Raw genomic sequence first — 26,936 nt, forward strand, 5'->3', positions numbered from 1 at the left:
TCGCCAAGCAACGATTCCCCACAAGGATGGAAAATCATGACCACCCGTATCGAGACTGATTCGCTCGGGAGCATTCCCGTGCCGGCTGCTGTCTATTGGGGAGCACACACGGCCCGTGCCTTGGAAAACTTCCCCATCAGCCGTATTCCTATCTCCCGCCACCCGCATCTGGTACGCGCATTGGCGATGATCAAGAGCGCCGCGGCTCAGGCCAACTGCGAACTCGGAGTCCTCACGCCGCCGCAAACCGAAGCAATCCGCGAGTCGTGCCAGGAAATCCAGGACGGTCGGCACCACGAGCAGTTCTGTGTGGACGTCATTCAGGGTGGAGCGGGCACAAGCACGAACATGAATGCGAACGAAGTGATCGCGAACCTTGCCCTGGAAAAACTGGGCCACCGCCGCGGAGAATACGAGCACCTGCATCCGATCGATCATGTTAACCGGTGCCAGTCAACCAATGACACATATCCAACCGCGATCAAGCTGGCCCTGATTTTCGCCACCGCAGAACTCAGCCACGAACTGGGCAAGCTCGCCGAAGCCGCCAGAAGCAAGGGCGCCGAATTCGCCGCCGTCATGAAGATGGGCAGGACCCAGCTTCAGGACGCTGTCCCGATGACCCTCGGGCAGGAATTCAATGCGTTCGCCGCAACATTGGAGGAAGACCGCTCCAGGCTCCTGGAGTCCACGAGGCTGATGCTCGAGTGCAGTCTGGGCGCCACCGCCATCGGCACCGGTATCACCGCCGAACCGGGATATCAGCAGCGTGTACTGCGGGCACTGTCTGAAGTCTCCGGCGTCCAGGTCGTTCCTGCCCCTGACCTCGTCGAGGCGACGTCCGACGTCGGCGTTTTCATGCATATGTCGGGAATGCTAAAACGGACGGCGATAAAGCTGTCCAAGATCAGCAGTGACCTCCGCTTGCTGTCCAGCGGACCGCAGAACGGCTTTGGTGAGATCACCCTGCCTCCCCGTCAGGCCGGGTCATCAATCATGCCGGGAAAGGTTAACCCAGTGATTCCGGAGGCGATGAACCAGATCGCCTTCGCGGTCGCCGGAGCAGACACGACAGTAACGATGGCGGCAGACAACGGCCAGCTCCAGCTCAATGCCTTCGAACCTGTCATTGCCCACGTACTTCTCCAGAGCATTTCATGGCTCGAACAAGGAGTACGCGTTCTCCGGACACACTGCATGGAAGGCATCGAAGCGAACACCGAACGGCTCGCCCGCCAGACGGCAGCCTCGGTGGGCCTTGCGACGGCGCTGATTCCGGCCATCGGATACGCAGCCGCAGCAGCCGTTGCCAAGGAGGCCCTCCGAAACGGATCAACGATTCTCGACGTCGTCACCAGCAGGAACCTCCTGGACCGGGCCGCAGCTCAGACACTCCTTGAATCCGCCGTACTGCCCGTCGACCACCCGGACTTGTCCGCGGTCTGATCGCTCACTCCGTCTCGCCGACTCCTCCGGCGCCACGCCGGATGACACTGGATAGCGTCATCGCCGTCACTGTGTCCGTGACGCCCGGAAGCGCCGCGATCTGCTCCCAGATCTCCTGGATTCTCTCCAACGACCGAGCTTCAATTCTCACCAAAAGATCAAAGTCACCGCTTACGACATCACACAACACCACTTCCGGAATCGTCCGCAAAACGGTGATGACGTCCGAACCCCGCACGCGGTCCTTCCTGTAAACCATCAGGAAGGCCGATACGGGACTCTGGCCGGGCGGGCCTGAGACAACTGTGTACCCCTGGATATACCCGTGCCGTTCCATCCGGTCGATCCGCTGGCGCACGGCATTCCGTGAAAGCAAAACCCTCGTTGCCAGCTCGGCGTGACTAATGCGTGCGTTCTTCGTGAGCTCCGCAAAGATCCTCTGGTCTATCTGATCAAGACTCACTCGATCCATGCCCACCCTTCACAGCAATCAATCCCGGGTACAACCCGAGCTGAACCAACCCCAAGACCGAAAGCTCCAGAAAAATGATACTTCCGCATCAAACCCGTCCGACGCTCATCGACATCACCTGCGTCCTGTTCGACATGGACGGAACGCTCCTCGACTCAGCACCCGGCGTTACATCAAGTGCTGCCCAAGCCCTGGCGGCTGTGGGCGCACCAGTCCCGTCACAGGATGAACTGCGCCGGTTTGTCGGCCCGCCGATGATCGAGTCCTTCAGAACAGTCGCAGGGCTGGATGAACCAACCGCCCAAAGAGCCCTCCAACACTATCGCAAAGCGTACGCGGATCATGGCGCCGAGCAGTCCAGCCTTTACGACGGAATCATCGAACTGCTGGAGCAGCTCCACTCAGCCGGTGTTCCCCTGGCTGTGGCCACCTCCAAAGTGGAAGATCAAGCAGTACGACTCGCGCGACGGTTTGGAATAGAAGGCCACTTCATCAACGTATGCGGGGCATCGGACAGCGAGGGACGGGCCACCAAAGCGGAAGTCATTGCCGAACTGCTGCTCCGTCTCCAATCCCAAGGCATCGACATCTCCCATCCGGCAATGGTCGGAGACCGAAGCCACGATGTCGCGGGAGCCGCGGAGCACGGAATCCCCACGATCTTCGCGCCCTGGGGCTACGGAGAGGCAAACGAAGCGTCGCACGCGGCCGCCATGGCCCCCTCACCTGCGGCTCTGCTGCCAGTGATCCTGAATAATAGCCGGCGCCCCGCCCATCACGAAGACTCCACCCTGCATGAGTCCACGAATCGGGATTAGCTCACTAGCGGTGTATCCGGCAACTCCTTTAGAAGCCTCTACAGGACCCCGGCCCATAGGACGAGCCCGGCCAGTCCGCCCCCGAAGCCCGCTCTGAGGAAATCGGCTGCAATGATCAGATGTCTTCTGCGGTCGTTCTTGCTGCCGCAGATCAGGATCCCTATGGTTTCGTTGTGGTGCCCGCGCCGGAGCACGTCGTCGACGAGCGCGACGTAGAAATTGAGCTTCCCGGCATATTCGGGCTGGAACTTTCGATCAGGCTCAATTGATTATTGCGTCGATGCCTGGCCTTGTCACGATGTCGCTCTCGCGTTCAATCGAGTCGCCCAACACCCACTTACTGCTCGTGCAGTGGGATCGTCTGGAGGATCACACCGTGGGTTTCAGAGGCGTAGGCCGCGACATTCACCTCACCACACCCAGTGCACTCAACGACATGGAACCGCATGTAGGCTCCGACGATTAGTCCTTCGGAGTACGGAAAACAGGCTGTGGGACAAACGCGTTCGGCGGGCAACTTCCTAGAGGTAGCCCAAGTGGTGCCCATTGTTCAGCAGGGCGCCCGGGCACTCAGACGCCCCCTCGTCGGGATGGTTCTCACCCTCGGCGGATGGTGACGCATATCGTGCGCCCGAGAGGGGTAGGAATTTGCTCAACGAACCGGTCATTCGTCGTGGATAGCCGTGTCTGCAGCTGCCCTCACGCCGGTCTGGCAAACGGCTGGACTTCAGGTGACAATGAGTGTACCGGTTTCTGGGTGGTGATGGTGTCGTGTCTTTGATGATTGTGGTGGCCTGCACGCTGCTGCTGGTCATCGGCGCGGGGCTGGTCGTTACCTTTGGAAACCGTCCTGTACGCATGCCCGCCGTCCTTGCCCGGCATGCGACCGGATTGCAGACTCCTACTGGGCCGTTCCGCCGATATCTGTGGTGGGCGAACGTGGCGACTATAGCCGCAATCGCGTCCGCGTTCCTGGTTGCGTGGCCCGGCGGACGGGTTGTAATGCGCATCCTGGCCCTCACGTCACCGGCGTCCGCGCAAGGAAGAGTTACCGAGGCTCAGGCAATCGTGGGCATTCCCACGCTCGAGGGCACGCTGGCTTTGTTGATCTTCGCGGGCCTCCCGGCGGGCTTCGCAGCAGCATTCATCTATGTGCTGATACGCCGGTGGCTGCCCGCCGGCCGGTGGGCGGGTCCGGCGCTGGGTGCAGTGCTTCTGCTGGGCTTCGGAGCTTCCGTGGATCCGCTGCGGCCGGAGAACGTTGACTTCGATATTGTCGAACCCGGGTGGCTGACGGTCGTCCTCTTCGCAGCCCTCGCCGTGTTCCACGGTGCGCTCGTCGTGGCAGTGGCAGGGGCGGTCAGTGACCGACTTCTGCCCTTGGACAGAACGACCTGGAAATCCTACCTGCCGCTGCTCGGGGCGGTCCTTTTCCCGCCGGCGGGGCTCCTGCTCGGACTCGGCGCGCTGCTGGTGATGGCTTGGGCCAAAATCGTCCCTGCCACCCGTTCGCGGCATCCGCGGGCCGCCCTCTGGACGGGGCGCGGCATGCTCCTTCTGGCGTCGCTGGCTTTGTTGCCGACGTTTGTTGGGGCGGTGACTTCGATCGCCTTACGGTGAACCGCTCCGCAACCGGGGATGAGGGCGGCTGGCCGACGGCCGCGGGGCACGGTCCACGCCGGACCGTCTAAACGGCTCCCCCGTCAGGAGTTTCCCGCTCCGCCGTGTACTGAGAGCGCTATACACGGAGGGTTACCCGTAACGGCGCTGTTGGCCTGCGCCGCGGATACCCAGCCGCGTCCGGCCGCCGCTACTTCCAGCCGGCATGGCCCGTTGCCGCGATTACGCGGCGAAGCCCGTTCCCGAGTCGACTAGAGATACCTTTTTAGTGTTTTTTCGGTGGTCATTTCGGTGCTTTTCGTTCGACTTGTGTGACGAAGTGGAAGGAGCGTGGTGTTTATGAGCATCTCCATCGACGTGGGTGCCGCCCACGGTGGAACCGCGCGCCTGGGCATCCGGGAGATCGTCCGGCAGCTTAACAGCGCTCTCGGCGCGACGCTGGTAGCCGCACTCTCGGGCAGCAGGGACCCGAAGATCAGCTACCGCTGGGCCCGCACGGACGGGCCTGAGCCGCGGGCCGAGGCGCAGGCCAGGCTCCAGCTGGCGCACCGCGCCTGGACGGCAGTGGCCGGCGTGGAAGGTGAACACGTGGCCGGGTTGTGGTTTGTCGGTGCGAACCCCTGGCTGGGTGAGGTATCCCCGATCGAGGCTACCCGGGACATGCGCGCCAAGGACGTCATGGGCGCTGCTGCCGCGATGACCGAGGACAGGTCCTCCGCTTGACGCAGGTCTGCTCCGCCACGGGCCTGGCCTTCGTGGAGGGGCCGGTGATCGGCTACGGGATCGCCAAATCCTCCTACGGTCCGTTAAACCCGTTGCCGCGCACGGCCGGCTCCGCCGACCGGTCCTCGTGGTCGCCTTTCGACACCCCGGGATCCACCGTGTATCTGGCAGGGGACAAGAGGACCGCATATGCCGGGGCTCTGGCGATGGCGCGGGGGCCAAGGACTTGCGCAACAGCCCGAGGATTATCCAGGACGACTGGCCCCGGAACGGAAACATGGTTCCGGGTTGGTTGCCGGGCAACTGGCGCGACGGACGCCTGATGTACAGCCTGCAGATCAATGGCCCCAAGCGCTGGGTCGATCTCACCGCCGCGGAATCGATCGCCGACTTGAACCGCCACCCCGGCCAGCAGCTAGTCCCGTTGCCCTATCAGTTGTGGCTGCTTCCGGGCCGGCATGGGGACCGCGAGTGATAGGGCAACTGGGCGGATCGGGTGCGATGGGGAGGGGTGCCCATCGACAGGTTTTCGCGGGGCAGGGTAGCTTGGGGGCAATGGATCTTCCGGAGCAGCCTGGGGCCGCCGGGGATGCCGAGAGTGGTCGGGTCCGTTGAACTAAGGAGTTTTTCAATGGCCATTTGGGGTGCAGACATTGCTCAGCTCAAGAACCTTGGGACGAAGCTGCAGGCTGGTTCGTCGGAGATCGACAAGCAGAAGTCGACGCTGACCAAGGTGCTGGAGAGCACCGACTGGAAGGGCCCGGACGCCGATAAGTTCCGCAGTGAGTGGAACGGCCAGCACGCGACGGCGCTGGCTCGGGTTTCCCAGGCGCTGCAGGAGGCCGGCAAGCAGGCCTGCCGCAACGCCACCGAGCAGGAGAGCGCTTCCCGCTAGGCAGCCCCTGCACGTGAGACCGGCCCGGACGCATCAGCGTCCGGGCCGGTCCGTTTAAGCCCCGACCTGACCGGACATTGGCGGCGATCTAAGGCAGGATAGGTCTGTGAGCACAGGGAAGACTGCAGCAGAAACCGACACCGAAACTCCTGCCGGGGAGCTGGTCCCGTCCGACGCCGTCCGCGACGAGTACGAGGACCTCGTTGAACAGGTCCGCAAGCACCGCTTCGCGTACTACCAGGAAGACGCGCCGACTATATCCGACGCCGAGTTCGACGAACTCTTCCGGCGCCTGGAAACCATCGAGGCGATGCACCCCGAGCTCGTCGCCAATGATTCGCCCACCCAGGAGGTGGGCGGCGAAGTGTCCGCGGCATTTACCGCCGTCGAACACCTGCAGCGCATGTACAGCCTCGAGGATGTCTTTTCCCTCGGCGAGCTGGAAGCCTGGATCGCCAAGGCCGAGGCCAGCGTTACCAAGCTGGGCAACGGCAGTGCCGCGCCGTCCTGGCTGACCGAACTGAAGATCGACGGCCTGGCCGTCAACCTGCTCTACCGCGGCGGTGTGCTGATCCGGGCCGCCACCCGCGGCGACGGCACCACCGGGGAGGACATCACGCACAACGTCCTCACCATCAAGGAAATCCCGCAACAGCTCAGCGGCAGCGGCTTCCCGGCCGAAATGGAAATCCGCGGCGAGGTCTTCATCCCCTCCAAAGCATTCGCGGAATTCAACGAGGCCCTGATCGAGGCCGGCAAGGCGCCGCTGGCGAACCCCCGCAACGCCGCGGCCGGCTCGCTCCGCCAGAAGGACCCCGCGGAAACCGCCAAGCGCCCGCTCCGGATGTACGTGCACGGCATCGGCGCCCGGGAAGGGCTCGACACGGTCAGCCAATCGGACACCTACCGCCAATTGGCCGAGTGGGGGCTGCCCACCAGCCCGTACTTCGAGGTCCTGCCCACCCTCAAGGACGTGCTGGCGTTCATCACCCGCTATGGCGACAAACGGCACAGCCTCACCCACGAGATCGACGGCATTGTGATCAAGGTGGACGACTTCGCCACGCAGCGGGCGCTCGGCTACACGTCCCGCGTCCCGCGCTGGGCCGTCGCCTACAAATACCCGCCGGAGGAAGTCCACACCAAACTGCTGGACATCGCCGTCAACGTCGGCCGCACCGGCCGCGTCACCCCGTACGGCGTGATGGAACCGGTCAAGGTGGCCGGGTCCACGGTGGAAATGGCCACCCTGCACAACCAGGAAGTCGTCAAGGCCAAGGGCGTCAAGATCGGCGACATCGTGGTGCTGCGCAAGGCCGGGGACGTCATACCGGAGATCGTCGGGCCGGTCCTTGCCCTCCGGGACGCCCAGGACCCGCCGGTGCGGGACTTCGTGATGCCCACCGAATGCCCCGCATGCTGCACACCCCTGGCTCCGGCCAAGGAGGGGGACGTGGACATCCGCTGCCCCAACTCCCGCTCCTGCCCGGCCCAGCTGCGCGAACGCGTCTTCCACCTCGCCGGCCGCGGAGCCTTCGACATCGAGGCCCTTGGCTGGGAAGCCGCCATCGCCCTGACCCAGCCGGCCGAGCCCGAGACCCCGCCGCTGACCACCGAGGCGACCCTGTTCCGGCTCACGTCCGACGACCTCGCCACTGTCCGCATCCGGCGCGAAAAGCGGTCCAAGGCGGTGGCCACCGGCGAGTTCGAACTCGTCCCGTACTTCTTCAGCAAAGGCACGTCCAAGGCCCCGTCCAAGCCCACGGCGACCACGGACAAGCTGTTCCGGGAACTGGAAAAGGCCAAGACCCAGCCGCTCTGGCGTGTCCTCGTGGCCCTGTCCATCCGGCACGTCGGACCGCGGGCATCCCGCGCCCTCGCGACGGCGTTCGGCACCATGGACGCGATCCGGCGGGCCTCCGAGGAGGAACTCGCCAACGTCGACGGCGTCGGCCCGGTGATCGCCCAGGCCCTCACCGAATGGTTCGCCGAGGACTGGCACCGCGAAATCGTCGACAGCTGGGCGGCGGACGGTGTGCGGATGGAGGACGAACGCGATGAGTCCATGCCGCGGACCCTGGAGGGACTGACCATCGTGGTCACGGGCAGCCTCGAGGGCTTCAGCCGGGATGAGGCCAAGGAGGCCATCCTGATCCGCGGCGGCAAGGCCGCCGGCTCGGTCTCCAAGAACACCAGCTATGTGGTGGCCGGCGAAAGCGCCGGCACCAAGTTGGACAAGGCAGAACAGCTCGGTGTGCCGGTCCTGGACGAGGACGGGTTCCGAGCCCTGCTGGCCAACGGCCCGGCTGCGGGCACCGGCGGCGCCACTGAGGCCTCAGACGCCTCTGACGCCTCTGACGCCTCTGACGCCTCCGACGAAGACGAAGACGAGGACGAAGTCCAGGCAGTTGCGGCCGAATGAGCGCCGATCCCGCCACCCCGGAACTGGAAGTGCTGCTCGACCTGGCCAAGGCGGCTGCGGCAGCCGGGGCCGCTGTCCTGGCCGGCCGGAACGCTGCTGAACTCGACGTCAGCAACAAAGGCGATTCGGGGGACTGGGTGACAGCCTTCGACCTCGCCGCGGAATCAGCCGTCCGCCACGTCCTCACCGCGGCACGGCCGCGGGACACCATCACGGGGGAGGAGGGCGGCACCGTCCTGCCGGATGCCCCCAGCGGCTACCGCTGGTCCATCGACCCGCTCGACGGCACCACCAACTTCATCCGCAACATCGTCTACTACGGCACTTCCGTCGCCGTGGCGGACGCCGACGGCGTCTGGCTGGCCGGTGTCGTCAACGCCCCGGCGCTGGGCCGGACGTACTACGCCTCCCGCGGCCACGGCGCCTGGCTGGAATACAACGGCAGGACGACGCAGCTCTTCGGCCCCGTCCCGGGACGCCGCGGGCAGATCCTGGCCACCGGATTCAGCTACGACCCCGCCGTCCGCGCGGAGCAGGCCGGTGTGCTGGGCGGCCTGATGGATGGTTTCGCCGACGTCCGCCGGCTCGGCTCGGCGGCCCTCGACCTTTGCCTCGTCGCGGACGGCACCCACGATGCGTTCGGTGAACGCGGGCTGAACGAACACGACTTTGCCGCCGGCGCCCTGATCGCGGAGGAGGCAGGCTGCTGGGTACGGCGGCCGCGGCTGACCAGCCCGCTGGCCGGCGGACCCTCCGACGTCGAACGCCTGTCCGCGTGGACGTGCGCCGGGACCCTGGAACTCTCCGGCACCTTCCCGCCCTGACCCGGGACCAGGAGGCCCGGGCGCCGTACTGATAGTTCAATCACGGAAACCGCCGTTCCGCGGCCCGTCCGGCGCGCCCGCCCGTACCATGGACAGGTGCCTTCGCAGATCCTCATTCGCCCCGCCGTTCCGGCTGACTTCGACGCCATAGCGCGCATCACCCGGGAGGCCTACCTGGCTGCCGGCTACTTTGCCAGCGCCGAGCATCCCTACATGCAGCAGATCCAGAACGTCGCCCAGCGGGCGGCGAAAGCCACCATCTGGGTTGCCGAGCGGGAGGGCCGGATCGTGGGCTCCGTAACGCTGGCCGTCGCTGGTGAACCGTACGCCGACATCGCCCTGAGCGACGAGCTGGAGTTCCGGATGCTGGTGGTGGACCCTGCCGTCCAGCGCAGCGGAGCCGGCAAGGCCATGGTCCAGGCCATCATCGCCCACGGACGTTCCCTGCCCGGCATCCACGCCGTGGCCCTCACCACGGGCATGACCTGGGAAAGCGCCCACGGCCTCTACCAGAAGACGGGGTTCGTCCGGGTTCCCGACCGGGACTGGCTGGTGCCGGACACGGACATCAAACTGCTCGTTTACCGCCAGCAGCTCTAATCCCGAAGGCATCCGAGGGCGGCCGACCGGCGTGCGGTATGGTTTTTCAACCGACACGCTCAGGAAACAGGCACACCCTGGAGGCTCCATGGCACCGCACATCCCCGGCTCGATCGACGCAAAACTGCTGGGCCTCTACATGTCCGACCATTTGACCGGTGCCACGGCGGGACTGGCCCGGATCGAGCGGATGGCCGAGGCCTTCGCCGACACCCCGGTGTCCGCCGACATCGCACGCGTCAGCGCGGAAATCCGCCAGGAGCGGGACTTCCTGCACGGGCTGATCCATGACCTTGGCGTACGGCAGCGTCCGCACCGGCAAGCGGCAGCCTGGCTGGCCGAACGTGCCGGCCGGCTGAAACTCAACGGCCGCATTGTCCGGCGTTCACCGATGACCATGGTCCTGGAGTCGGAGCTGATGCGCGCGGCGATCCTCGGGAAACTCGGCGGCTGGCAGACCCTGGAAGAGCTGGCTCCCGACCTCGGGCTGGACCGGGGCGCCTTCGTGAAGCTGGGCGACGAGGCCCGCTCCCAGATTGAGGCGTTGAGCCGCGTCCACGGGCACGCCCGCCGCAACGCCTTCCGCCGGCACGGAGACATCACCTCCTGACCCGGCAGCCGGTACCCGGCAGCTCAGCCCCGGCAGCCCGCCCGACACATTTGCGCCGGGTTTCCGGCAGCGGCTCCCCACACGCTCTTCATCTCCGCCACTGCCGCAAGCGGCCCGGACGGCGTGGTGGGCGATGACTTCTACAGCTGTACCTGACGGACATCAGCCAGTGGGAGGAAGCCGGACGCGCCCACGTCGAAGTCTTCGGCGAGATCCGCCCCACGCTCGCCCTCGTCCACGTGCTGCCGTTCCTGGACCCGAAGATGCTGGTCGAGATCGAACTCCTCGCCCAGAAGAGCGCCAGCTAGCCCAGCGGCATTCCGGTAGGGCCTCAGCTGCCAGGTGCCGGGGCGAGGCCGTAGCGGTGCTCCGGCCGCCCGGTGGTGCCGTAGCGCAGTTGGATGTCGACGGCGCCGTCGTCCGCGAGCGCGGACAGGTACCGCTGGGCCGTGGCCCGGGAAACCCCGACCCGTACCGCGACCTCGGCGGCAGAATACTGCTCACCCGGAACAAGGGACTCAAGCACGGCCGCCTCGGTGGCGGACCGGGGCCGGGCCGAGGTGGTGACGTCGCCCGGGATCAGGGCGCGTTTGGCCCGTTCCACCGTCTCCTGGTTGGCGGATCCGGGCTGGGCCAGGATCCGGCGGTAGCGCGCGTAGGACCGCAGCTGCTGGGAGAGCGATTCGGCCGTGAAGGGCTTGAGCAGGTACCCGAGTGCCCCGCGGCGGAAGGCGAGCCGCAGCGAGGCCGTATCCGAGGCCGCGCTGAGGATCACGGTGTCCACGTCCAGCTGGTGCAGCAGGTCCAGCCCGGACGCGTCCGGCAGGTAGACGTCCAGCAGCACCAGGTCCGGGCGCAGGCTGTGGATGGCCTGCAGGGCCTGGGATGCCGAGCCCGCCGGCGGCAGCGCCAGGAACCCGGCCACCGAATCCACGTACGCCGCATGCAGCTTGGCCACGTGGAAGTCATCATCCACAATCAACACCCGGAAATCCTCAGACATCGCTGTCCCTTTCGTTTGGCTGCGTCGTGCCCGGCAGGGTGGCCACGAACACGGCTCCCGGTCCGCCGGGGGAGCCCGGGTCCACCACCCGCACATCCCCGCCGCGGCGCCGCGCGAGCTGCCGGGACAACGCCAGGCCCAGTCCTTGCCCCCCGCCCGCCCGGGCGGGCCGTTCCGACGTCGTAAATCCCTCCGCGAAGACCGCCTCGGCCTCCGCTCCGGCCGCCTCGGCCGCACCCGCCGCACCGGCGGCCAGGCCGTCGCCGGAATCGCCGACGACGATATGCAGCGTTCCGGCCCCGCCGTGCGCGCCGGGTTCGTCCAGCACCTCCACTTCAACCCAGCGTTCGGCCGAGGAACCGGCGACGGCGGCGTTCACGGCGTTGTCTATCAGGTTTCCGAGGACGGTGGTGACTTCCTGCGGCTCGGTGACATGGCCGCGGACGAGGGACTCCGGACCAAGCCGCAGGACCACGCCGCGCTCGTCCGCCTCGACGCCCTTGGCGCCGAGGAAAGCCTGCAGATACGGGTCCTGGAGCAGCTCGGCCTGGTCCACCGGGAACTTCAGCGGCCCCGTCGCCGCCAGCCGGGCCAGGTAGTCGCGGGCCTGCTGGTGCTGGCCGATGCTCATGAAGCCGGCAATAGTGTGGATCTGGTTGGCGAACTCGTGGCGCTGGGCCCGGAGCGCGGCGGACATGGTGCCGACGGCGTCGAGCTGGCGGGTGAGCTGCTGGAGTTCGGTGCGGTCCCGGAGCATGACCACCCAGCCGAGGTCCTCCCGGCCGTGCAGCGCCTTGCGGGCGCTTGCCACCAGGACCCGGCCGCCGGCGAGGAACTCCACCGCATCGCCTTCCGCCGCGTCGGCCCGGGTGAGGGCCTTCAGCTGGCCGGGCACGGGCGCCGCGGCCCACGGTGTGCCGGCCAGGTCGGGCTGGCCGAGCAGACGCTGCGCGGCGGTGTTGAAGACGCTGATTCGGCCGTCCGCGGAGACACCGATCACGCCGTCGTCGACGCCCTGCAGCACGGCCACCTGGTCGTGGACCAGGGTGCTGATCTCCTCCGGTTCCAGCCCCAGCGTCAGCCGCTGCAGCCGCCGGCGCAACAGGACGGACCCCAGCACGCCCACAAGGAGGGCGCCGGCGGCCGTCAGCGCGATGGGGACGATGTCGCGGACCAGGCTCTGGCCGATGGATTCGGTGGAATAGCCCACGCTCACCTCGCCCACCACGCTCTCCGACCCCGGCGCGAACACCGGGACCTTGGCGCCGGCGGAGGGGCCCAGGGTGCCGGTATTCCGGGTGGTGACTTCCTTGCCGGCCAGTGCCTCGGAGGGGTCGGTGCTGACCCGTTCACCCAGCCGCTCGGCGTCGGGGTGGGCCAGCCGCAGGCCCGTCTCATCCGTGATGACCACAAACAGCGCCCCGGTCCGGGCCCGTGCGCCCTCGGCGGCGGCCATCAGCGGACCGGCCAGCAGATCGGCCGGCGGGGGAGTGCCCGGGAGGGCGCTGATGGACTGGACCTCAGCCCGCACCCCGGGGTCCGAGGCGACCGTCCGGGCCAGGGTGAGGGCCTGGTTCTCGGCCTCCCGGCCCAGGCGCTCGTAGGTCAGCCAGGCGTGGACGGCACTGCTGAGCAGCACCACCAGCGCCACGACGGCCAGCTGCAGGAAAAGGGTCTGGGTGGAAAAGCGCAAGGGAGCCCGGCCCGGTCTGGTCTTCACGGCGGCCTCCTTCTTCGGGTCTATGAAGCGGTGAGCAAAATGAGCAAAATGCTTCCAATAAGCAGTATGCCAATCAAATGAGCCAAAGACCCAGCCGTGACGCGCGCCACTCTAACGTCTGTAGTACGCATCACACCGGGGTGGTGCCATTCAACGAAGAAGGAGCCGGCCGTGCTGGTATTACTAGGATTCGCCATGATTGCGGTATTCATGGTGCTGATCATGACGAAGAAACTGACGCCAGTGCTGGCGCTCATCATCGTCCCCACAGTCTTCGGGCTCTTCGCCGGCGCAGGCCTCGGCATCGGCCCCATGGTCATGGACTCCATGAAATCGATGACGTCCACTGCGGCCCTGCTCATGTTCGCCATCATCTACTTCGGCCTGATGATCGACGTCGGGCTCTTTGACCCCCTGGTCCGGTTCATCCTGCGCAAGCTCGGCAACGACCCCGCCAAGGTGGTCCTCGGCACGGCCATCCTCGCAGCGGCTGTGTCCCTCGACGGCGACGGCTCCACCACCTTCATCCTCACCACCGCGGCCATGCTGCCGGTCTACCTGCGCCTCAAGATGAGCCCCGTGGTCCTGACCTGCGTGGCGGGCCTCGCCAACGGCACCATGAACATCCTGCCGTGGGGCGGCCCCACCGCCCGGGCAGCAACCGCGCTGAAGCTCGACGTCAACGACGTCTTTGTTCCCATGATCCCGTCCCTCATCGCCGGCCTCATTGTGGTCTTCGTCTTCAGCTGGCTCCTGGGCCTGCAGGAACGCAACCGGCTCCGCGCCCTGGCCCCCGAAATCTGGGCTTCTGCTGACACGAACGACGGCGGCACCGGCGGCCGGCGCAAGAGCACCCGCCCCTCCGGCGGAACCCCCGCCGGCAACGGCTCGGTGGCTGTCCTGGAACGCACCGACGTGCTCGTGGATGACCGCGATTCCGCTATGGCGGACACCGCGCTGGACCCCAACCGCGCCACGCTGCGTCCCAAACTGTTCTGGTTCAACCTCGGCCTGACGGTTGCTGTCATGGTGACGCTCGTCGCCAACATCATTCCGCTGCCGTTCGTCTTCATGGTTGGTTCCGCCATCGCCCTGCTGGTCAACTTCCCGAAGGTCAAGGACCAGGGTGCCCAGCTGATCGCCCACGCACCGTCGATCGTCGCGGTCGTCAGCATGGTTATGGCCGCCGCTGTCCTCACCGGTGTCCTCAACGGCACGGGCATGGTCAAGGCGATGTCGGAATGGCTCGTCGCCGTCATCCCCACCGACATGGGCCCGTTCATGGCCATCATCACCGGCGTGCTGAGCATCCCGATGACGTTCTTCATGAGCAACGACGCCTTCTACTTCGGCGTCCTGCCGGTACTCAGCGAGACGGCGGCCCACTACGGCGTCAGCGCCGCCGACATGGCACACGCCTCCATCACCGGCCAGCCCTTCCACCTGCAGAGCCCGCTGGTCCCCGCGATCCTGCTCCTCGTGTCCCTCGCCAAGGTGGATCTGGGGGACCACCACAAAAAGGTCCTCTGGCGCACCGCCGTGATCTCCCTGGTCATGCTCGCCACCGGAGTCCTGACCGGAGCCATCGGAATCGGCTAAGAAGCCAAGGAACACCACAAAAAATAACAACGAGACAGCAGAGTGCGGAAATTATCCGCACTCTGCTGTCTCGTTTGGTGTGGGAAGCAATACGGCGACGGGACGGACATCCTGCCGGCTGCGTCTAAGCGAGGAACGAGCGAGCAGCCAAAGGATCGTCCGGCCTGGCGCCGGACGGCGGCAGGGCATTCAGACACGTAGACTGGGACGGAAAATAATCCGAACTTGCAGGGGAGATCCATGGCTGCGATCAACCGCGACGACGTCGCGCATCTCGCGCATCTCGCGCACATCGAGATGAGTGCTGAAGAGCTGGACAGGATGGCCGGCGAGCTCGCCGTCATCGTGGATTCAGTGAAGTCCGTCAGTGAAGCCGCCGGTGACGACGTCCCCGCTACGTCCCACCCGATTCCGCTGACGAATGTGTTCCGCGAAGACGTCGTGGGCCACACCTTCACGGCCGAGCAGGCACTCTCCGGCGCTCCCGACGCGTACGAAGGCCGTTTCAAGGTCCCGGCAATCCTGGATGAGGACTAAGAACATGACTGAAACCAACTCCGACCTGATCCGCTCCTCCGCCGCGCAGCTGGCCGACAAGCTCGCCGCCCGCGAAGTCTCCGCCGTCGAGGTCACCCAGGCGCACCTCGACCGTATCGCCGCCGTCGACGGCAAGGTCCACGCCTTCCTGCACGTCAACACGGACGAGGCGCTCGCCGTCGCCGCCGAAGTGGACGCCATCCGTGCCGCCGGTGGCGCCGCCGCCGAGGATCTGCACGCCCTCGCCGGCGTGCCGATCGCGGTCAAGGACCTCATCGTCACCATCGGCCAGCCCACCACGGCCGGCTCGAAAATCCTCGAAGGCTGGCACAGCCCCTACGACGCCACCGTGGTCAAGCGCCTGCGCGCCGCGAAGATGCCGATCCTGGGCAAGACCAACCTGGACGAATTCGCGATGGGCTCCTCCACCGAGCACTCCGCGTTCGGCCCCACCCACAACCCGTGGGACCTGGACAGGATCCCGGGTGGCTCCGGCGGCGGTTCAGCTGCCGCCGTCGCGGCCTTCGAGGCCCCGCTGGCCCTCGGCACCGACACCGGCGGCTCCATCCGCCAGCCCGGCGCCGTCACCGGCACGGTCGGCGTGAAGCCCACCTACGGCGGCGTCTCCCGCTACGGCGCCATCGCCATGGCCTCCTCGCTGGACCAGATCGGCCCGGTCTCCCGCACCGTGCTGGACTCGGCACTGCTGCACCAGGTCATCGGCGGCCACGATCCGCACGACTCCACCTCGTTGCAGGACCCGCTGGAGGACCTCGTCGCCGCCGCCCGGACCGGCAACGTAGACGGTATGAAGATCGGCATCATCAAGGAACTCCACGGCGAGGGCTACCAGGCCGGCGTCGAGAACCGCTTCAATGAGTCCCTTGAGCTGCTCAAGGCCGCCGGAGCCGAGATCGTTGAGGTCTCCTGCCCCAACTTCAAGTACGCGCTCGGCGCCTACTACCTGATCATGCCCTCCGAGGCGTCCTCCAACCTCGCCAAGTTCGACGGCGTCCGGTACGGCCTGCGGGTCCTGCCCGAACACGGACCGATGACGATCGAACGCGTCATGGGAGCCACCCGCGCCGCCGGCTTCGGCGATGAGGTCAAGCGCCGCATCATCCTCGGCACCTACGCCCTGAGCGCCGGCTACTACGACGCGTACTACGGATCGGCCCAGAAAGTGCGCACCTTGATCCAGCGCGACTTCGAGGCCGCGTTCGCCAAGGCCGACGTGCTGATCTCCCCGACGGCCCCCACCACGGCCTTCAAGCTCGGCGAGAAGCTCAACGACCCGCTCGCCATGTACCTCAACGACGTCGCCACCATCCCCGCCAACATGGCAGGCGTCCCCGGGCTCTCCCTGCCCGGCGGCCTCGCCGACGAGGACGGGCTGCCGGTCGGCATCCAGCTGCTGGCCCCGGCCCGCCAGGACGCCCGGCTGTACCGCGTCGGCGCGGTCCTGGAATCCCTGCTCGAGGCGCAGTGGGGCGGCCCGCTGCTGGACCGTGCTCCTTCACTGACGGCGCCGTCGCTGACGGCCGCCTCCGGCACTTCCCTTAATGACGCCGTCGCGAGCCACGGAGGTTCACACTAATGACTGACGCAACCCTCAGCTTCGAAGAGGCGATGGAGAAGTACGATCCCGTCCTGGGCTTCGAGGTCCACGTGGAGCTCAACACCAAGACCAAGATGTTCTCCTCCGCACCGAACGTCTTCGGCGACGAGCCGAACACCAACGTCAACGAGGTGGACCTCGGCATGCCCGGCGTGCTGCCGGTGGTGAACAAGACCGCGATCGAGTCCTCGATCAAGATCGGCCTGGCACTCAACTGCACGATCGCCGAGAGGTGCCGCTTCGCCCGGAAGAACTACTTCTACCCGGACACCCCGAAGAACTTCCAGACCTCCCAGTACGACGAGCCCATCGCGTACGACGGCTACCTGGACATCGAGCTTTCCGACGGCACCATCTTCCGCGTCGAGATCGAACGCGCGCACATGGAGGAGGACGCCGGCAAGCTGACCCACATGGGCGGCGCCACCGGCCGCATCCAGGGCGCGGACTACTCCCTGGTGGACTACAACCGCTCCGGTGTGCCGCTGGTCGAGATCGTCACCAAGCCGATCGAGGGCGCCGGCAGCCGCGCCCCCGAACTCGCCAAGGCCTACGTGGCCGCCGTTCGCGAAATCGTCAAGAACCTCGGGGTCTCGGACGCCAAGATGGAACGCGGCAACGTCCGCTGCGACGCCAACGTCTCGCTGCGCCCGCACGGCCGCGAACGCTTCGGCATCCGGTCCGAGACCAAGAACGTCAACTCGCTGCGCGCCGTCGAACACGCCGTCCGCTACGAGATCCAGCGGCACGCCGCCGTGCTGGACTCCGGCGAGCCGATCGTCCAGGAGACCCGCCACTGGCACGAGGACACGCGGACCACGACGTCGGGACGGCCCAAGTCCGACGCCGACGACTACCGCTACTTCCCGGAGCCTGACCTGGTCCCGATCACCGCGTCCCGCGAATGGGTCGAGGAGCTCCGGGCCACGCTGCCCGAGCCGCCGGCCGCCCGCCGCAAGCGCCTGCAGGCCGACTGGGGGTACTCCGACCTGGAGTTCCGCGACGTCGTCAACGCCGGCGTCATGGACGAGATCGAGGAAACCATCGCCGCCGGAGCCACCTCCACGGTGGCCCGCAAGTGGTGGATGGGCGAGATCGTCGGGCGTGCCAAGAACGCCGACGTCGACCCCGGCCAGCTCGGCGTCGCACCGGCCACCATCGTGGAACTGAACCAGATGGTCGAGGACGGCAAGATCAACAACAAGATGGCCACCGAGGTCCTCGACGGCGTGCTCGCCGGCGAAGGCGCCCCGGCGGAAATCGTCGCGAAGCGCGGCCTCGCCGTGGTCTCCGACGACGCACCCCTCCTGGAAGCGATCGACGCGGCCCTCGCCGCGCAGCCAGGCGTCGCGGACAAGATCCGCGCCGGCAAGCTCCAGGCGATCGGCGCGATCGTCGGCGCCGTCATGAAGGCGACCCGCGGCCAGGCCGACGCCGGCCGCGTCAAGGAGCTGATCCTGGAGCGCCTCGGCGTCGAAGGCTAGATCCTAGCCGCCCACCAAATCGGTCATGATGGTCTGCAGTGCTTCGCAGACCATCATGACCGATTTGCGTTTAAGGTTCTCCGGCCGGGCCAGGATGTCGATCCGGCGCCGGGTGCTGATGCCCGCCAGCGGCCGCAGCACGATCTCCGGGTTCAGCACGGGCCGTGCGGTGTGCCGCGGCAGCAACCCGATCACACTGCCCGTCGCCACGAGCGCCGCGACCGTGGAGTAGTCGTTGATCCGGTGGACGATGTTCAGTTCCTTGCTGGAGACGGCCGCGACGGCGGACAGCACGTCCGCGGGGGAGTATCCGGCGTGGCTGGTCACCCAGGGTTCGCCGACGACGTCGTCCGCGGTCACCGCCCGCTGGCCGGCGAGCCGGTGCCCGGCAGGGAGCGCCACATCCAGCGGCTCGTGCGCGAGCGGGATCACCGCTACGCGCTCCTGCGGCCAGCGCGGACTGTGGTCCATCCGGTGCGCGAGCACCAGGTCGTAGCGGGCCGTCAGGGCCGGGAAGTCCTGCTGGGCCACATCCTCGTCGGAGAGCAGGATCCGCGGCTGGTCCGGGGCGGCCAGCAGCCGCGCAAGCGGCGCAAACAGCGCCTGGCCGGCGCTGTGGAAGCCGCTGAGCGTCACCGGCGCCACGGTCGAGCCGTGGTAGGTGCCGATCGCGGTCCGGGCATCCGCCATGGCGCTGACGACGGCGGCACCGGCATCCGCGAGCACCTGGCCGGCCTCGGTCAGGACCAGGTTCCGGCCCTCCTTCCGCGTCAGCGGAACCTGCACGGTCTTCTGCAGGGCGGCGAGCTGCTGGGAGACCGCGGAAGGGGTGACGAGCAGGGTTTCGGCGACGGCCTTGACGCTGCCGAGGGCCCCCAGTTCCCGGAGCATCTCAAGCTGGTGGATTTCCATGCCGACCAGTCTATGCACAAGACAAATCTAAATCGTCGATTGAGAAAAATCCGGTTGTGCTAATGCTTTGTGCCCGGTGTAATGGGGTGAGTTGACGCACACCCCCTTGTCCCGCACCGCAGGGCACCCCGTTCGGCGGAGTCCACAGCACAGTCCACAGCACAGTTAGGAAGGCCCATGAAGGCTCTCTACAAGGCCGGCGCCCACGCAGGATTCGAACTGGTGGACCGCCCTGAGCCGGAAACCGGCGCAGGTGATGTCAAGATCCGCGTCATGACCACCGGAATCTGCGGCACTGACCTGCACATCCAGTCTTGGGACGCTTGGGCGCAGGGCATCATCAACGCGCCGCTGATCGCCGGCCACGAGTTCTACGGCGAGGTCGTGGAGATCGGCGAGGACGTCCTGGACGTCAAGGTGGGGGACCGCGTCTCCGGCGAGGGCCACATCGTCTGCGGCATCTGCCGCAACTGCCGTGCCGGCCGCAAGCAGATGTGCATCAACACCGTCAGCGTCGGCGTCCAGCGCGACGGCGCCTTCGCCGAGTACGTCGTCATCCCCGAGACCAACGTCTGGGTCCACCAGGACCCCTCCGTGACCCCGGAACTTGGCGCAATTTTTGACCCGTTCGGCAACGCCGTCCACACCGCCCTCAGTTTCCCGCTGGTCGGCGAGGACGTGCTGATCACCGGCGCCGGTCCGATCGGGCTGATGGCCATCGCCGTCGCCCGGCACGCCGGGGCGCGGAAGATCGCGATCACCGACGTCTCGGCCCCGCGGCTGGAACTCGCCCGGAGCCTCGGCGTGGACCTCGCGATCGACGTCTCGAAGATGCGCGTCAAGGACGCCCAGCGCGAGCTCGGCATGCGTGAGGGATTCGACATCGGCATGGAAATGTCCGGGCACCCCACCGCGCTGCCTGAGATGATCGACAACATGAACCACGGCGGCCGGATCGCGATGCTGGGACTGCCCAGCCAGTCCATCGACATCAACTGGGGCAAGGTGGTCACGCATATGCTGACCATGAAGGGCATCTACGGCCGCGAAATGTTCGAGACCTGGTACGCCATGAGCGCCATGCTCTCCTCCAGCCCGGTCCTGCACGCGAACATCTCCGCCGTCGTCACGGACGTGCTGCCTGCCGCGGACTGGGAAAAAGGCTTCGAGATCGCCCGCGCCGGTGTGGGCGGCAAAGTGGTCCTGGACTGGACCGGCTTCTAGGTTTTTCGCATTCCGGACCCCCACCCGCCGCCGACATCCGGCACACCGCACACATCCAGCCGAGGAGCACAACCCATGTATTCAGCCATCAAGGACCAGTTGCAGCGCGAGCTCGACGAGATCCGCACGGCCGGCCTGTTCAAGACCGAACGGCACATTGACTCGCCCCAGGCCAACCGCATCAAGGCCGGGCAGATCGGCGAGTCCGGCGCGGACGTGCTGAACTTCTGTGCCAACAACTACCTGGGCCTGGCGGACCACCCGGAGATCATCGCCGCCGCCAAGTCCGCCATGGACGAGCGCGGCTTCGGCATGGCCAGCGTGCGCTTCATCTGCGGCACCCAGGACCTGCACCTGGCCCTGGAGGAGCGCGTCTCGAAGTTCCTCGGCACCGAGGACACCATCCTGTTCTCCAGCTGCTTCGACGCCAACGGCGGCGTGTTCGAGTCGCTCTTCGGCCCGGAAGACGCCGTCATCTCCGATGCCCTGAACCACGCCTCGATCATCGACGGCATCCGGCTCTGCAAGGCCCAGCGCTTCCGCTACGCCAACCAGGACATGGCCGACCTCGAAGCCAAGCTGATCGAGGCCACCACGCAGTCGAACCCGGCCCGCCGGAAGATCATCGTCACGGACGGTGTCTTCTCCATGGACGGCTTCCTCGCACCGCTCGAAGCGATCTGCGACCTCGCCGATAAGTACGACGCCATGGTCATGGTGGACGACTCGCACGCTGTGGGCTTCATGGGCTCCACCGGCGCCGGCACCCCGGAACATGCCGGCGTCTCGGACCGGGTGGACATCTACACCGGAACCTTCGGCAAGGCCCTCGGCGGCGCATCCGGCGGCTATGTCTCCGGCCGCGGCGAGGTGGTTGCGATGCTGCGCCAGAAGGCCCGCCCCTACCTGTTCTCCAACTCGCTGGCCCCGGCCATCGTCGCGGCCACGCTCACGGCGCTGGACCTCGTGGAAAGCTCCGGGGAACTCCGCAGCAAGCTCTTCGCCAACGCCGGGCTCTTCCGGAACCGGATGAGCGAGGAAGGCTTCGACCTGCTCCCCGGCGAACACGCGATCGTCCCGGTCATGTTCGGCGACGCCGTCATGGCGGCCAAGGTCGCCGATGCCATGCTGCACAACGGCGTCTTCGTCACCGCGTTCAGCTACCCGGTGGTGCCCAAGGGTGCCGCCCGGATCCGCGTCCAGCTCTCCGCCGCGCACAGCGCCGACGACGTCGAGGCCTGCGTCCAGGCCTTCGTCCGCAGCCGGGCGGCAGTGGCCGCGGCCTAGGGCGGATGCCTGGGCCGGGCCCCGCTTTCAGCACGGGGTCCGGCCCGGCCCGGCCGCGCTCGTTCATCACGGCTTCCTGCACTTGCTTGTCCGCGGGACATGCTCAGCCCCGGCAGCGAGGACTGGACATAATGCCACTATGTCCAACGGCCACGACCAACGAGGGGCATGTCCGGGGCCGGCCCGCCGCAACGGAGGGCATGTCCAGTGGTGCGGACCAGGGAGGGGCATGTCCAGCGGTGCGAAGCGTGGATATGGCACGTCGGCGATCTTCGAACCATCCACTGGCGCTTTTGCCGGTTACTGCGGCGTCGTCAGCGCGCCGGACCGGGACTTTGCTGAACTGATTTACGCCTTTCACCAGGAGTTCCGGGGCTAAGGCTACGTAACCGAAATCGGGCGGGGAAATGCTCGCCCACGTCTTCAAAATCTCCGCACTCCGGTCAATCTCCACGATGATTGATCCAGGCAACCGGCAGTCCAAGCAGGTCGCGGCAGAACTCGGAATGGCGGAGACGCCGTTTGCCGACAACACCGGTAGCCTCCGGACTCTTCAACGCCCTGGAACCCAACAACATCGCCGGATGACTGCGGGACCCGCTGCATGCGCCATGGGCCCTGCGTAGGGTCCGCCCTGCTCATTTCCGGGAAGCGGCCGCCGCACGGGCAAATTCTTTTTGCGGCTTAGCCCCTGCATAGGGGCTCAAAATCTCATATGACTTGGATTTGTCCCGGATTTCTTCGGGGCCGCGGCGGCCCCCGGAGACCCGTACGGGGGCGGTTGCCGGGACGGTGCAAAAGGCTCTGTGACGCGGATTCTTACGGCGCTCCGGACAGTCCTGACCTCCGGGCTCCGCCGGGATTTACCTGCGTCCCTGGTGGTGTTCCTCGTTGCGGTCCCGCTGTCGCTTGGCATCGCGGCGGCGTCCGGGGCACCGGTCATGGCCGGGCTGATGGCAGCGGCCGTCGGGGGCATTGTCGCCGGAAGCCTCGGCGGTTCGCCCCTGCAGGTGAGCGGTCCGGCCGCCGGGCTGACCGTCATTGTCGCCGGCCTGATCGACCAGTTCGGCTGGCCGGCCACCTGCGCCATCACCGCCGCCGCAGTTGTCCTGCAGGCACTCCTCGGCTTCGCCCGGGTTGGCCGCGTCGCGCTGGCCATCGCCCCCGTCGTCGTCCACGCCATGCTTGCCGGAATCGGCATCATCATCGTCCTGCAGCAGACCCACGTGCTGCTCGGCGCCGAGGCCGGGGAATCGGCGTGGCAGAACGTCGTGGCCTCCCGGCGGGCATCGCCGCGCTGGACCCAGAAGCCGCGGTTCTGGGCGTCGCCGTGATCCTCCTGCTGCTGGGCTGGAAGTACGTGCCGGCGACCCTGCAGCGCGTCCCGGCACCCCTGGTGGCGGTCGTCGCCGCCACGGCGCTGTCGCTCCCGTTCGGGTCCGACGTCGACCGGATCACCTTCGACGGGTCCCTGCTGGGCGCGCTGTCCCTCCCGCAACTGCCGCAAGGAAACTGGGGCGCCATAGCCGTCGGCATCGTGACCCTCGCCCTGGTGGCCAGCGTCGATTCACAGCTCTCCGAAGGTCGCGGACTTCGCCACTGCCCGCGTCACCGGAAACCTGGCCGTCTATGCCGTCACACTGCTCGCCGTGGTGTTCGTGAACCTCCTGGCCTGCGTGGTCACCGGGCTCGCCCTGGCCATACAGCGCTGGCGGGTGGTCATCGACGGGTCCTGCAGCTTCCTCGCTCTTCAAGCCTCAGCCACGTGCTGGCCTCCGTACTGTCGGGAGCGCACGTGACCGTCGCGCTGGAGGTGGACTTCCTCGATCACCCGGTCCACGACACCCTGGACGCCTGGCGCCGGCGCCACGTCGGCAATGGCGGCACCGTGGAGGTCGAGGAAAGCGGCACCGCCACCCTTCGCGGGGCCCAGGACCGCCCGCCGGCCCGCGGCAGTTCACGGACGGCCCATGCGGGCCCGGAAGCCGAGAGGCAGGCTCCGTCGCGTCCCGTGCTTGCCGGGGTGGACAACTACCACCGCCGCCACGCGCACCTGCTCCGTCCCCATGTGCAGGAACTGTCCGCCGGCCAGAATCCGGATACGCTGTTCCTGACCTGCGCCGATTCCCGGCTGGTGCCGAACCTGATCACCAGCAGCGGCCCCGGCGACCTCTTTACCGTCCGCAATGTGGGCAATGTTGTCGGTAACGCCGTGGGAAACGACCGGCTCGATCCGTCGGTGGAGGCAGCCCTCGACTTCGCGCTCAACGAGTTTTCCACTAAGTCCGTGGTCATCTGCGGACACTCAGGCTGCGGAGCGATGTCTGCCCTGACGGCCGAAGCGGGGGGCGGAGCGCACGGCCGGGGCCGGACGGAGCCCCGTCGACGTGTGGCTCGACCACGCCCGGCCGAGCATGGCCGCGTTCCGCGCAGGCCATCCGGTGCAGGCCGACTCGGGAGACGCCGGATACGGGGGGTTGATCAACTGGCGATGGTCAACGTCGCCGTCCAGCTGGAGCGCCTGCAGCGGCATCACAGCCTGCAGGAGGCGCTGCGGGCGGGCAGGCTGCACCTGACGGGGCTGTTCTATGACATCGCCACGGCGCAGGTCCTGCAGGTGATAACTGCCCGCATCAGCCACTTGGATCCTGTCCCGCGAAACGCCGGCAACGCCTACGACGCCGGAACCGCCGGCAACGCCGGACCCGCCCCCAGCGGCGCAGCCGGGCAATCTGCAAGGATGTAACCATGTCAGCCCATTACGACGTCGTGATCGTCGGCGGCGGTATCGCCGGCCTGTCCCTTGCCTCCGCCCTCGCCGGGAAATGCAGTGTGGCCCTGGTCGAAGCCGAGCAGACCCTGGCCTACCACACGTCCGCGCGCTCGGCGCGGCAGCTGATCCCCAGCTACGGTCCCGCCGTGGTCCAGGAGCTCACCCTCCGCAGCCTGGAACTCATCGCCGCCCAGGACGCCGCCCGGCCCGAACCGGTGCTCACGCCGCGCAGCTTCATGCTGATCGGGGACGACGCCACCGTCCGTGCCGAAGCCAGCGGCCGCATGCACCGCATCACGCCCGCGGAGGCGCTGCGGCTCTGCCCGGCGCTGCTGCGCAATTCCTTCACCGCCGCCGGCCTGGACACCGGCTCCTTCGGCTGCAACGCCCCCCTGCTCCTGGCGGACCACCGGGAACGTGCCCAGGCCGGCGGGGTGGACATCATCACCGGAGCCAGGGTCCATTCGGCCCAGCGCCTCGGCTCGGGCTGGGAACTCGGCGCCGGGCAGGAGGGCTTCCAGGCGGCCGTTGTGGTCAACGCCGCCGGCGCCTGGGCGGACGAGCTCGCCGTCATCAGCGGCGTCGAGAAGCTCGGCCTCCAGCCGTACCGGCGGACCGCGGCGATCGTGGACGTCGAGCATCCCCTCCCGGTGGACTGCCCCATGGTGGCCGCCGCCGACGAGACCTTCTATTTCCGCCGCGACGGCGACCAGGTCCTCATTTCCCCCGCCGAAGCCGTTCCCAGCGGTCCCGAAGACGCGCAACCCTACCCGGGCGACGTCGAGGCCCTGGTGGCCCGGCTCAACACCGTCACCACCCTCGGCATCCGAAGCGTCCGCAAGGCCTGGACGGGGCTGCGCACCGAGGCGGCCGACGGCGTCCCCGTGGTGGGGTTCGATGCCGAGGCCACCGGATTCTTCTGGCTCGCCGGCCAGGGCGGCTACGGTTTCCAGACCTCCTCCGGCATCGCCGAACTGGCCGCCGGCCTGATCCTGGCCGGCCAGGGCGCCGGTTCCGCAGGCGGCACCACGGCCGCGAGTCCGGCATCCCGGACAGCGGAGGCGCTGGCGGCAACGCGCTGGTCCATCCGGCGCTGAAGAATGTACACATGAGCACCCTCGTCACCAACATCGCCGAACTGATGACCCAGGACGCGGAGCACCGCGTCCTGACAAACGCGGCCGTGGTGATCGATGGGGAGCGGATCGCCTGGCTCGGCGCCGCGACGGATGCGCCGGCCGCGGACGAGGCCCTCGATGCCGGCGGCCGGGCCCTGCTGCCCGGCTGGGTCGATTCGCACACCCACCTGGTCTTCGCCGGGGACCGGACCGCCGAGTTCGAGGCCCGGATGGCGGGGGAGAGCTACAGCGCAGGCGGCATCGCCGTCACCACGGGCGCCACCCGGGAAATGAGCGACTTCGACCTCACCCGGCTGGCCATGGGGCGGGTGGCCGAGGCCGTCTCCCAGGGCACCACCTACCTGGAGACCAAGACCGGCTACGGCCTGGACGTGGAGAACGAAGCCCGCAGCGCCCGCATCGCGTCCACCGTGGTGGACGAGGTCACCTACCTCGGCGCGCACCTCGTGCCCGCCGGCATGGATTCCGAGGAGTACACGGACCTCGTCTGCGGGCCCATGCTCGCCGCCGTCCGCCCCTATGCCCGCTGGGCCGACGTCTTCTGCGAACGGGGCGCCTTCACCGAGGAACAGTCCCGCCGGGTCCTCCAGGCCTGCAAGGAGGCCGGCCTGGGGCTGCGCGTCCATGGCAACCAACTCGGCGAAGGTCCCGGCGTGCGGCTCGCCGTCGAGTTCGGCGCCGCCAGCGTGGACCACGTGAACTACCTCTCCCGCGCCGACGTCGATGCCCTCGCCGCGAGCTGGTCCGGCTGGGACGCCGCCGGCGGCAGCGGTACGCGGGGAACCGTCGCCACCTGCCTGCCGGCCTGCGACCTCTCCACCCGACAGCCGCTGGCTCCGGGCCGGGAACTGCTCGACGCCGGGGTGGAGCTGGCACTGGCCTCCAACTGCAACCCGGGGACCTCCTACACGAGCTCCATGGCGTTCTGCGTCACCACCGCGGTGCTGCAGATGCACCTGAGCGTCCACGAGGCCGTACGTGCCGCGACGTACGGCGGTGCGCTCGCGCTCGGCCGGGAGTCAGGGAACGACGCCGACGGCGAACGCGCCGTCGGCTCGATCGCCGTCGGGCACCGCGCCGACCTGCACCTCCTCAACGCGCCCTCCGCCACGCACCTGGCCTACCGGCCCGGCATGCCGCTCACCCACGCCGTCTGGCGGGCAGGCGTCCGCGCCCGCTGACGGGCATCCGGCCCGGTTCCCCGCAGTGT

The 26,936-nt window shown here is 67.5% G+C and carries 24 protein-coding genes and 2 pseudogenes; 21 read left to right on the top strand and 5 right to left on the bottom strand.

Translation table 11 applies throughout. The features are described from left to right. The first annotated feature begins 36 nt into the window (after window positions 1-36). Entirely contained in the window at window positions 37-1,446 is a 1,410-nt protein-coding gene (locus ABIB51_RS14830) for an aspartate ammonia-lyase (protein ID WP_354189298.1), read from the top strand. A 4-nt stretch (window positions 1,447-1,450) separates the two neighbouring features. Here the strand turns inward: ABIB51_RS14830 and ABIB51_RS14835 are convergent, their stop codons facing one another. Next, window positions 1,451-1,918: an Lrp/AsnC family transcriptional regulator gene (locus ABIB51_RS14835; RefSeq protein WP_354189300.1), complete on the bottom strand. Its 468-nt coding sequence runs from the start codon at window positions 1,916-1,918 to the stop codon at window positions 1,451-1,453. 74 nt (window positions 1,919-1,992) lie between these two features. Here ABIB51_RS14835 and ABIB51_RS14840 point away from each other — a divergent pair, with 74 nt between their 5' ends. After that, on the top strand, window positions 1,993-2,736 hold the full coding sequence (locus ABIB51_RS14840; RefSeq protein WP_354189302.1) for an HAD hydrolase-like protein: 744 nt from the start codon (window positions 1,993-1,995) through the stop codon (window positions 2,734-2,736). Between the two features lie 128 nt (window positions 2,737-2,864). Here the strand turns inward: ABIB51_RS14840 and ABIB51_RS14845 are convergent. Next, window positions 2,865-2,987, bottom strand: a pseudogene (locus ABIB51_RS14845) (PDDEXK nuclease domain-containing protein); the annotation flags it as partial. 520 nt (window positions 2,988-3,507) lie between these two features. Here ABIB51_RS14845 and ABIB51_RS14850 point away from each other — a divergent pair. The 9 genes and pseudogenes from ABIB51_RS14850 to ABIB51_RS14890 all read left to right on the top strand — a co-directional run. Beyond that, entirely contained in the window at window positions 3,508-4,356 is an 849-nt protein-coding gene (locus ABIB51_RS14850; protein WP_354189304.1) for a hypothetical protein, read from the top strand. A 339-nt stretch (window positions 4,357-4,695) separates the two neighbouring features. Next, window positions 4,696-5,079 (top strand): hypothetical protein, encoded by a 384-nt coding sequence (locus tag ABIB51_RS14855; RefSeq protein WP_354189306.1) that lies wholly within the window; start codon window positions 4,696-4,698, stop codon window positions 5,077-5,079. A gap of 277 nt (window positions 5,080-5,356) precedes the next feature. Then, window positions 5,357-5,554 (top strand): hypothetical protein, encoded by a 198-nt coding sequence (locus ABIB51_RS14860; protein WP_354189308.1) that lies wholly within the window; start codon window positions 5,357-5,359, stop codon window positions 5,552-5,554. Window positions 5,555-5,710: 156 nt separating this feature from the next. Beyond that, window positions 5,711-5,974 (top strand): hypothetical protein, encoded by a 264-nt coding sequence (locus ABIB51_RS14865; RefSeq protein ID WP_354189309.1) that lies wholly within the window; start codon window positions 5,711-5,713, stop codon window positions 5,972-5,974. 106 nt (window positions 5,975-6,080) lie between these two features. Beyond that, window positions 6,081-8,396 carry an NAD-dependent DNA ligase LigA gene (gene ligA / locus ABIB51_RS14870; protein ID WP_354189311.1) on the top strand — a complete coding sequence of 772 codons (2,316 nt, stop codon included), beginning with the start codon at window positions 6,081-6,083 and terminating at the stop codon, window positions 8,394-8,396. Beyond that, entirely contained in the window at window positions 8,393-9,220 is an 828-nt protein-coding gene (locus ABIB51_RS14875; RefSeq protein ID WP_354189313.1) for an inositol monophosphatase family protein, read from the top strand. The genes ligA and ABIB51_RS14875 overlap by 4 nt, the downstream gene beginning before the upstream one ends. Before the next feature lie 96 nt (window positions 9,221-9,316). Next, on the top strand, window positions 9,317-9,820 hold the full coding sequence (locus tag ABIB51_RS14880; RefSeq protein ID WP_354189315.1) for a GNAT family N-acetyltransferase: 504 nt from the start codon (window positions 9,317-9,319) through the stop codon (window positions 9,818-9,820). 88 nt (window positions 9,821-9,908) lie between these two features. Continuing rightward, complete coding sequence (locus tag ABIB51_RS14885; protein ID WP_354189317.1) at window positions 9,909-10,430, top strand: hypothetical protein; 522 nt, start codon at window positions 9,909-9,911, stop codon at window positions 10,428-10,430. Window positions 10,431-10,508: 78 nt separating this feature from the next. Beyond that, window positions 10,509-10,738: pseudogene (locus tag ABIB51_RS14890) on the top strand (RidA family protein); the annotation flags it as partial. Window positions 10,739-10,761: 23 nt separating this feature from the next. On the opposite strand, the gene ABIB51_RS14895 reads toward ABIB51_RS14890, so the two are convergent. Both ABIB51_RS14895 and ABIB51_RS14900 read right to left on the bottom strand, forming a co-directional pair. Beyond that, window positions 10,762-11,433: a response regulator gene (locus tag ABIB51_RS14895; RefSeq protein WP_354189319.1), complete on the bottom strand. Its 672-nt coding sequence runs from the start codon at window positions 11,431-11,433 to the stop codon at window positions 10,762-10,764. Next, a complete protein-coding gene (locus ABIB51_RS14900; protein WP_354189321.1) occupies window positions 11,426-13,153 on the bottom strand; it encodes a sensor histidine kinase in 1,728 nt (575 codons plus the stop codon). The genes ABIB51_RS14895 and ABIB51_RS14900 overlap by 8 nt, the downstream gene beginning before the upstream one ends. 171 nt (window positions 13,154-13,324) lie before the next feature. On the opposite strand from ABIB51_RS14900, the gene ABIB51_RS14905 reads away from it, so the two are divergent. From ABIB51_RS14905 to gatB, 4 genes are all read left to right on the top strand, one after another. After that, window positions 13,325-14,752, top strand: coding sequence for a CitMHS family transporter (locus ABIB51_RS14905; RefSeq protein WP_354189323.1), 1,428 nt, complete (start codon window positions 13,325-13,327; stop codon window positions 14,750-14,752). 240 nt (window positions 14,753-14,992) lie between these two features. After that, window positions 14,993-15,289: an Asp-tRNA(Asn)/Glu-tRNA(Gln) amidotransferase subunit GatC gene (gatC, locus tag ABIB51_RS14910; protein WP_264356623.1), complete on the top strand. Its 297-nt coding sequence runs from the start codon at window positions 14,993-14,995 to the stop codon at window positions 15,287-15,289. A gap of 4 nt (window positions 15,290-15,293) precedes the next feature. Next, window positions 15,294-16,886 (top strand): Asp-tRNA(Asn)/Glu-tRNA(Gln) amidotransferase subunit GatA, encoded by a 1,593-nt coding sequence (gene gatA / locus ABIB51_RS14915; protein WP_354189325.1) that lies wholly within the window; start codon window positions 15,294-15,296, stop codon window positions 16,884-16,886. After that, complete coding sequence (gene gatB, locus ABIB51_RS14920) at window positions 16,886-18,391, top strand: Asp-tRNA(Asn)/Glu-tRNA(Gln) amidotransferase subunit GatB (protein WP_354189327.1); 1,506 nt, start codon at window positions 16,886-16,888, stop codon at window positions 18,389-18,391. The genes gatA and gatB overlap by 1 nt, the downstream gene beginning before the upstream one ends. Window positions 18,392-18,394: 3 nt before the next feature. Here the strand turns inward: gatB and ABIB51_RS14925 are convergent, their stop codons facing one another. Then, window positions 18,395-19,303: a LysR family transcriptional regulator gene (locus ABIB51_RS14925; RefSeq protein WP_354189329.1), complete on the bottom strand. Its 909-nt coding sequence runs from the start codon at window positions 19,301-19,303 to the stop codon at window positions 18,395-18,397. Between the two features lie 177 nt (window positions 19,304-19,480). Here ABIB51_RS14925 and tdh point away from each other — a divergent pair, with 177 nt between their 5' ends. The 6 genes from tdh (at window position 19,481) to hutI (ending at window position 26,907) form a co-directional block, all read left to right on the top strand. Beyond that, window positions 19,481-20,527, top strand: a complete 1,047-nt coding sequence (gene tdh, locus ABIB51_RS14930; RefSeq protein WP_354189331.1) for an L-threonine 3-dehydrogenase — start codon at window positions 19,481-19,483, stop codon at window positions 20,525-20,527. Window positions 20,528-20,602: 75 nt separating this feature from the next. Continuing rightward, on the top strand, window positions 20,603-21,814 hold the full coding sequence (locus tag ABIB51_RS14935) for a glycine C-acetyltransferase (protein ID WP_354189333.1): 1,212 nt from the start codon (window positions 20,603-20,605) through the stop codon (window positions 21,812-21,814). A gap of 806 nt (window positions 21,815-22,620) precedes the next feature. Next, the gene (locus ABIB51_RS14940; RefSeq protein WP_354189335.1) at window positions 22,621-23,148 is read left to right on the top strand and encodes a SulP family inorganic anion transporter; all 528 of its coding nucleotides are present in this window, start codon (window positions 22,621-22,623) and stop codon (window positions 23,146-23,148) included. Beyond that, a complete protein-coding gene (locus ABIB51_RS14945; RefSeq protein ID WP_354189337.1) occupies window positions 23,073-24,560 on the top strand; it encodes a carbonic anhydrase in 1,488 nt (495 codons plus the stop codon). Before ABIB51_RS14940 ends, ABIB51_RS14945 begins: the two co-directional genes overlap by 76 nt. A 2-nt stretch (window positions 24,561-24,562) precedes the next feature. Next, entirely contained in the window at window positions 24,563-25,684 is a 1,122-nt protein-coding gene (locus ABIB51_RS14950) for an NAD(P)/FAD-dependent oxidoreductase (protein WP_354189339.1), read from the top strand. A gap of 11 nt (window positions 25,685-25,695) precedes the next feature. Beyond that, entirely contained in the window at window positions 25,696-26,907 is a 1,212-nt protein-coding gene (hutI, locus tag ABIB51_RS14955; protein ID WP_354189341.1) for an imidazolonepropionase, read from the top strand. Window positions 26,908-26,936: the final 29 nt, after the last annotated feature.

This window comes from Arthrobacter sp. UYCu712 (genome assembly GCF_040547005.1).
GTDB lineage: Bacteria > Actinomycetota > Actinomycetes > Actinomycetales > Micrococcaceae > Arthrobacter.

What these genes read in the sequence shown, in the direction of transcription:
- ABIB51_RS14830 (WP_354189298.1), top strand. Translation starts at nt 37, where the DNA reads ATGACCACCCGTATCGAGACTGATTCGCTCGGGAGCATTCCCGTGCCG.
- ABIB51_RS14835 (WP_354189300.1), bottom strand. Translation starts at nt 1,918, where the DNA reads ATGGATCGAGTGAGTCTTGATCAGATAGACCAGAGGATCTTTGCGGAG.
- ABIB51_RS14840 (WP_354189302.1), top strand. Translation starts at nt 1,993, where the DNA reads ATGATACTTCCGCATCAAACCCGTCCGACGCTCATCGACATCACCTGC.
- ABIB51_RS14855 (WP_354189306.1), top strand. Translation starts at nt 4,696, where the DNA reads ATGAGCATCTCCATCGACGTGGGTGCCGCCCACGGTGGAACCGCGCGC.
- ABIB51_RS14860 (WP_354189308.1), top strand. Translation starts at nt 5,357, where the DNA reads ATGGTTCCGGGTTGGTTGCCGGGCAACTGGCGCGACGGACGCCTGATG.
- ABIB51_RS14865 (WP_354189309.1), top strand. Translation starts at nt 5,711, where the DNA reads ATGGCCATTTGGGGTGCAGACATTGCTCAGCTCAAGAACCTTGGGACG.
- ABIB51_RS14875 (WP_354189313.1), top strand. Translation starts at nt 8,393, where the DNA reads ATGAGCGCCGATCCCGCCACCCCGGAACTGGAAGTGCTGCTCGACCTG.
- ABIB51_RS14885 (WP_354189317.1), top strand. Translation starts at nt 9,909, where the DNA reads ATGGCACCGCACATCCCCGGCTCGATCGACGCAAAACTGCTGGGCCTC.
- ABIB51_RS14895 (WP_354189319.1), bottom strand. Translation starts at nt 11,433, where the DNA reads ATGTCTGAGGATTTCCGGGTGTTGATTGTGGATGATGACTTCCACGTG.
- gatC (WP_264356623.1), top strand. Translation starts at nt 14,993, where the DNA reads ATGGCTGCGATCAACCGCGACGACGTCGCGCATCTCGCGCATCTCGCG.
- gatA (WP_354189325.1), top strand. Translation starts at nt 15,294, where the DNA reads ATGACTGAAACCAACTCCGACCTGATCCGCTCCTCCGCCGCGCAGCTG.
- gatB (WP_354189327.1), top strand. Translation starts at nt 16,886, where the DNA reads ATGACTGACGCAACCCTCAGCTTCGAAGAGGCGATGGAGAAGTACGAT.
- ABIB51_RS14925 (WP_354189329.1), bottom strand. Translation starts at nt 19,303, where the DNA reads ATGGAAATCCACCAGCTTGAGATGCTCCGGGAACTGGGGGCCCTCGGC.
- tdh (WP_354189331.1), top strand. Translation starts at nt 19,481, where the DNA reads ATGAAGGCTCTCTACAAGGCCGGCGCCCACGCAGGATTCGAACTGGTG.
- ABIB51_RS14935 (WP_354189333.1), top strand. Translation starts at nt 20,603, where the DNA reads ATGTATTCAGCCATCAAGGACCAGTTGCAGCGCGAGCTCGACGAGATC.
- ABIB51_RS14950 (WP_354189339.1), top strand. Translation starts at nt 24,563, where the DNA reads ATGTCAGCCCATTACGACGTCGTGATCGTCGGCGGCGGTATCGCCGGC.
- hutI (WP_354189341.1), top strand. Translation starts at nt 25,696, where the DNA reads ATGAGCACCCTCGTCACCAACATCGCCGAACTGATGACCCAGGACGCG.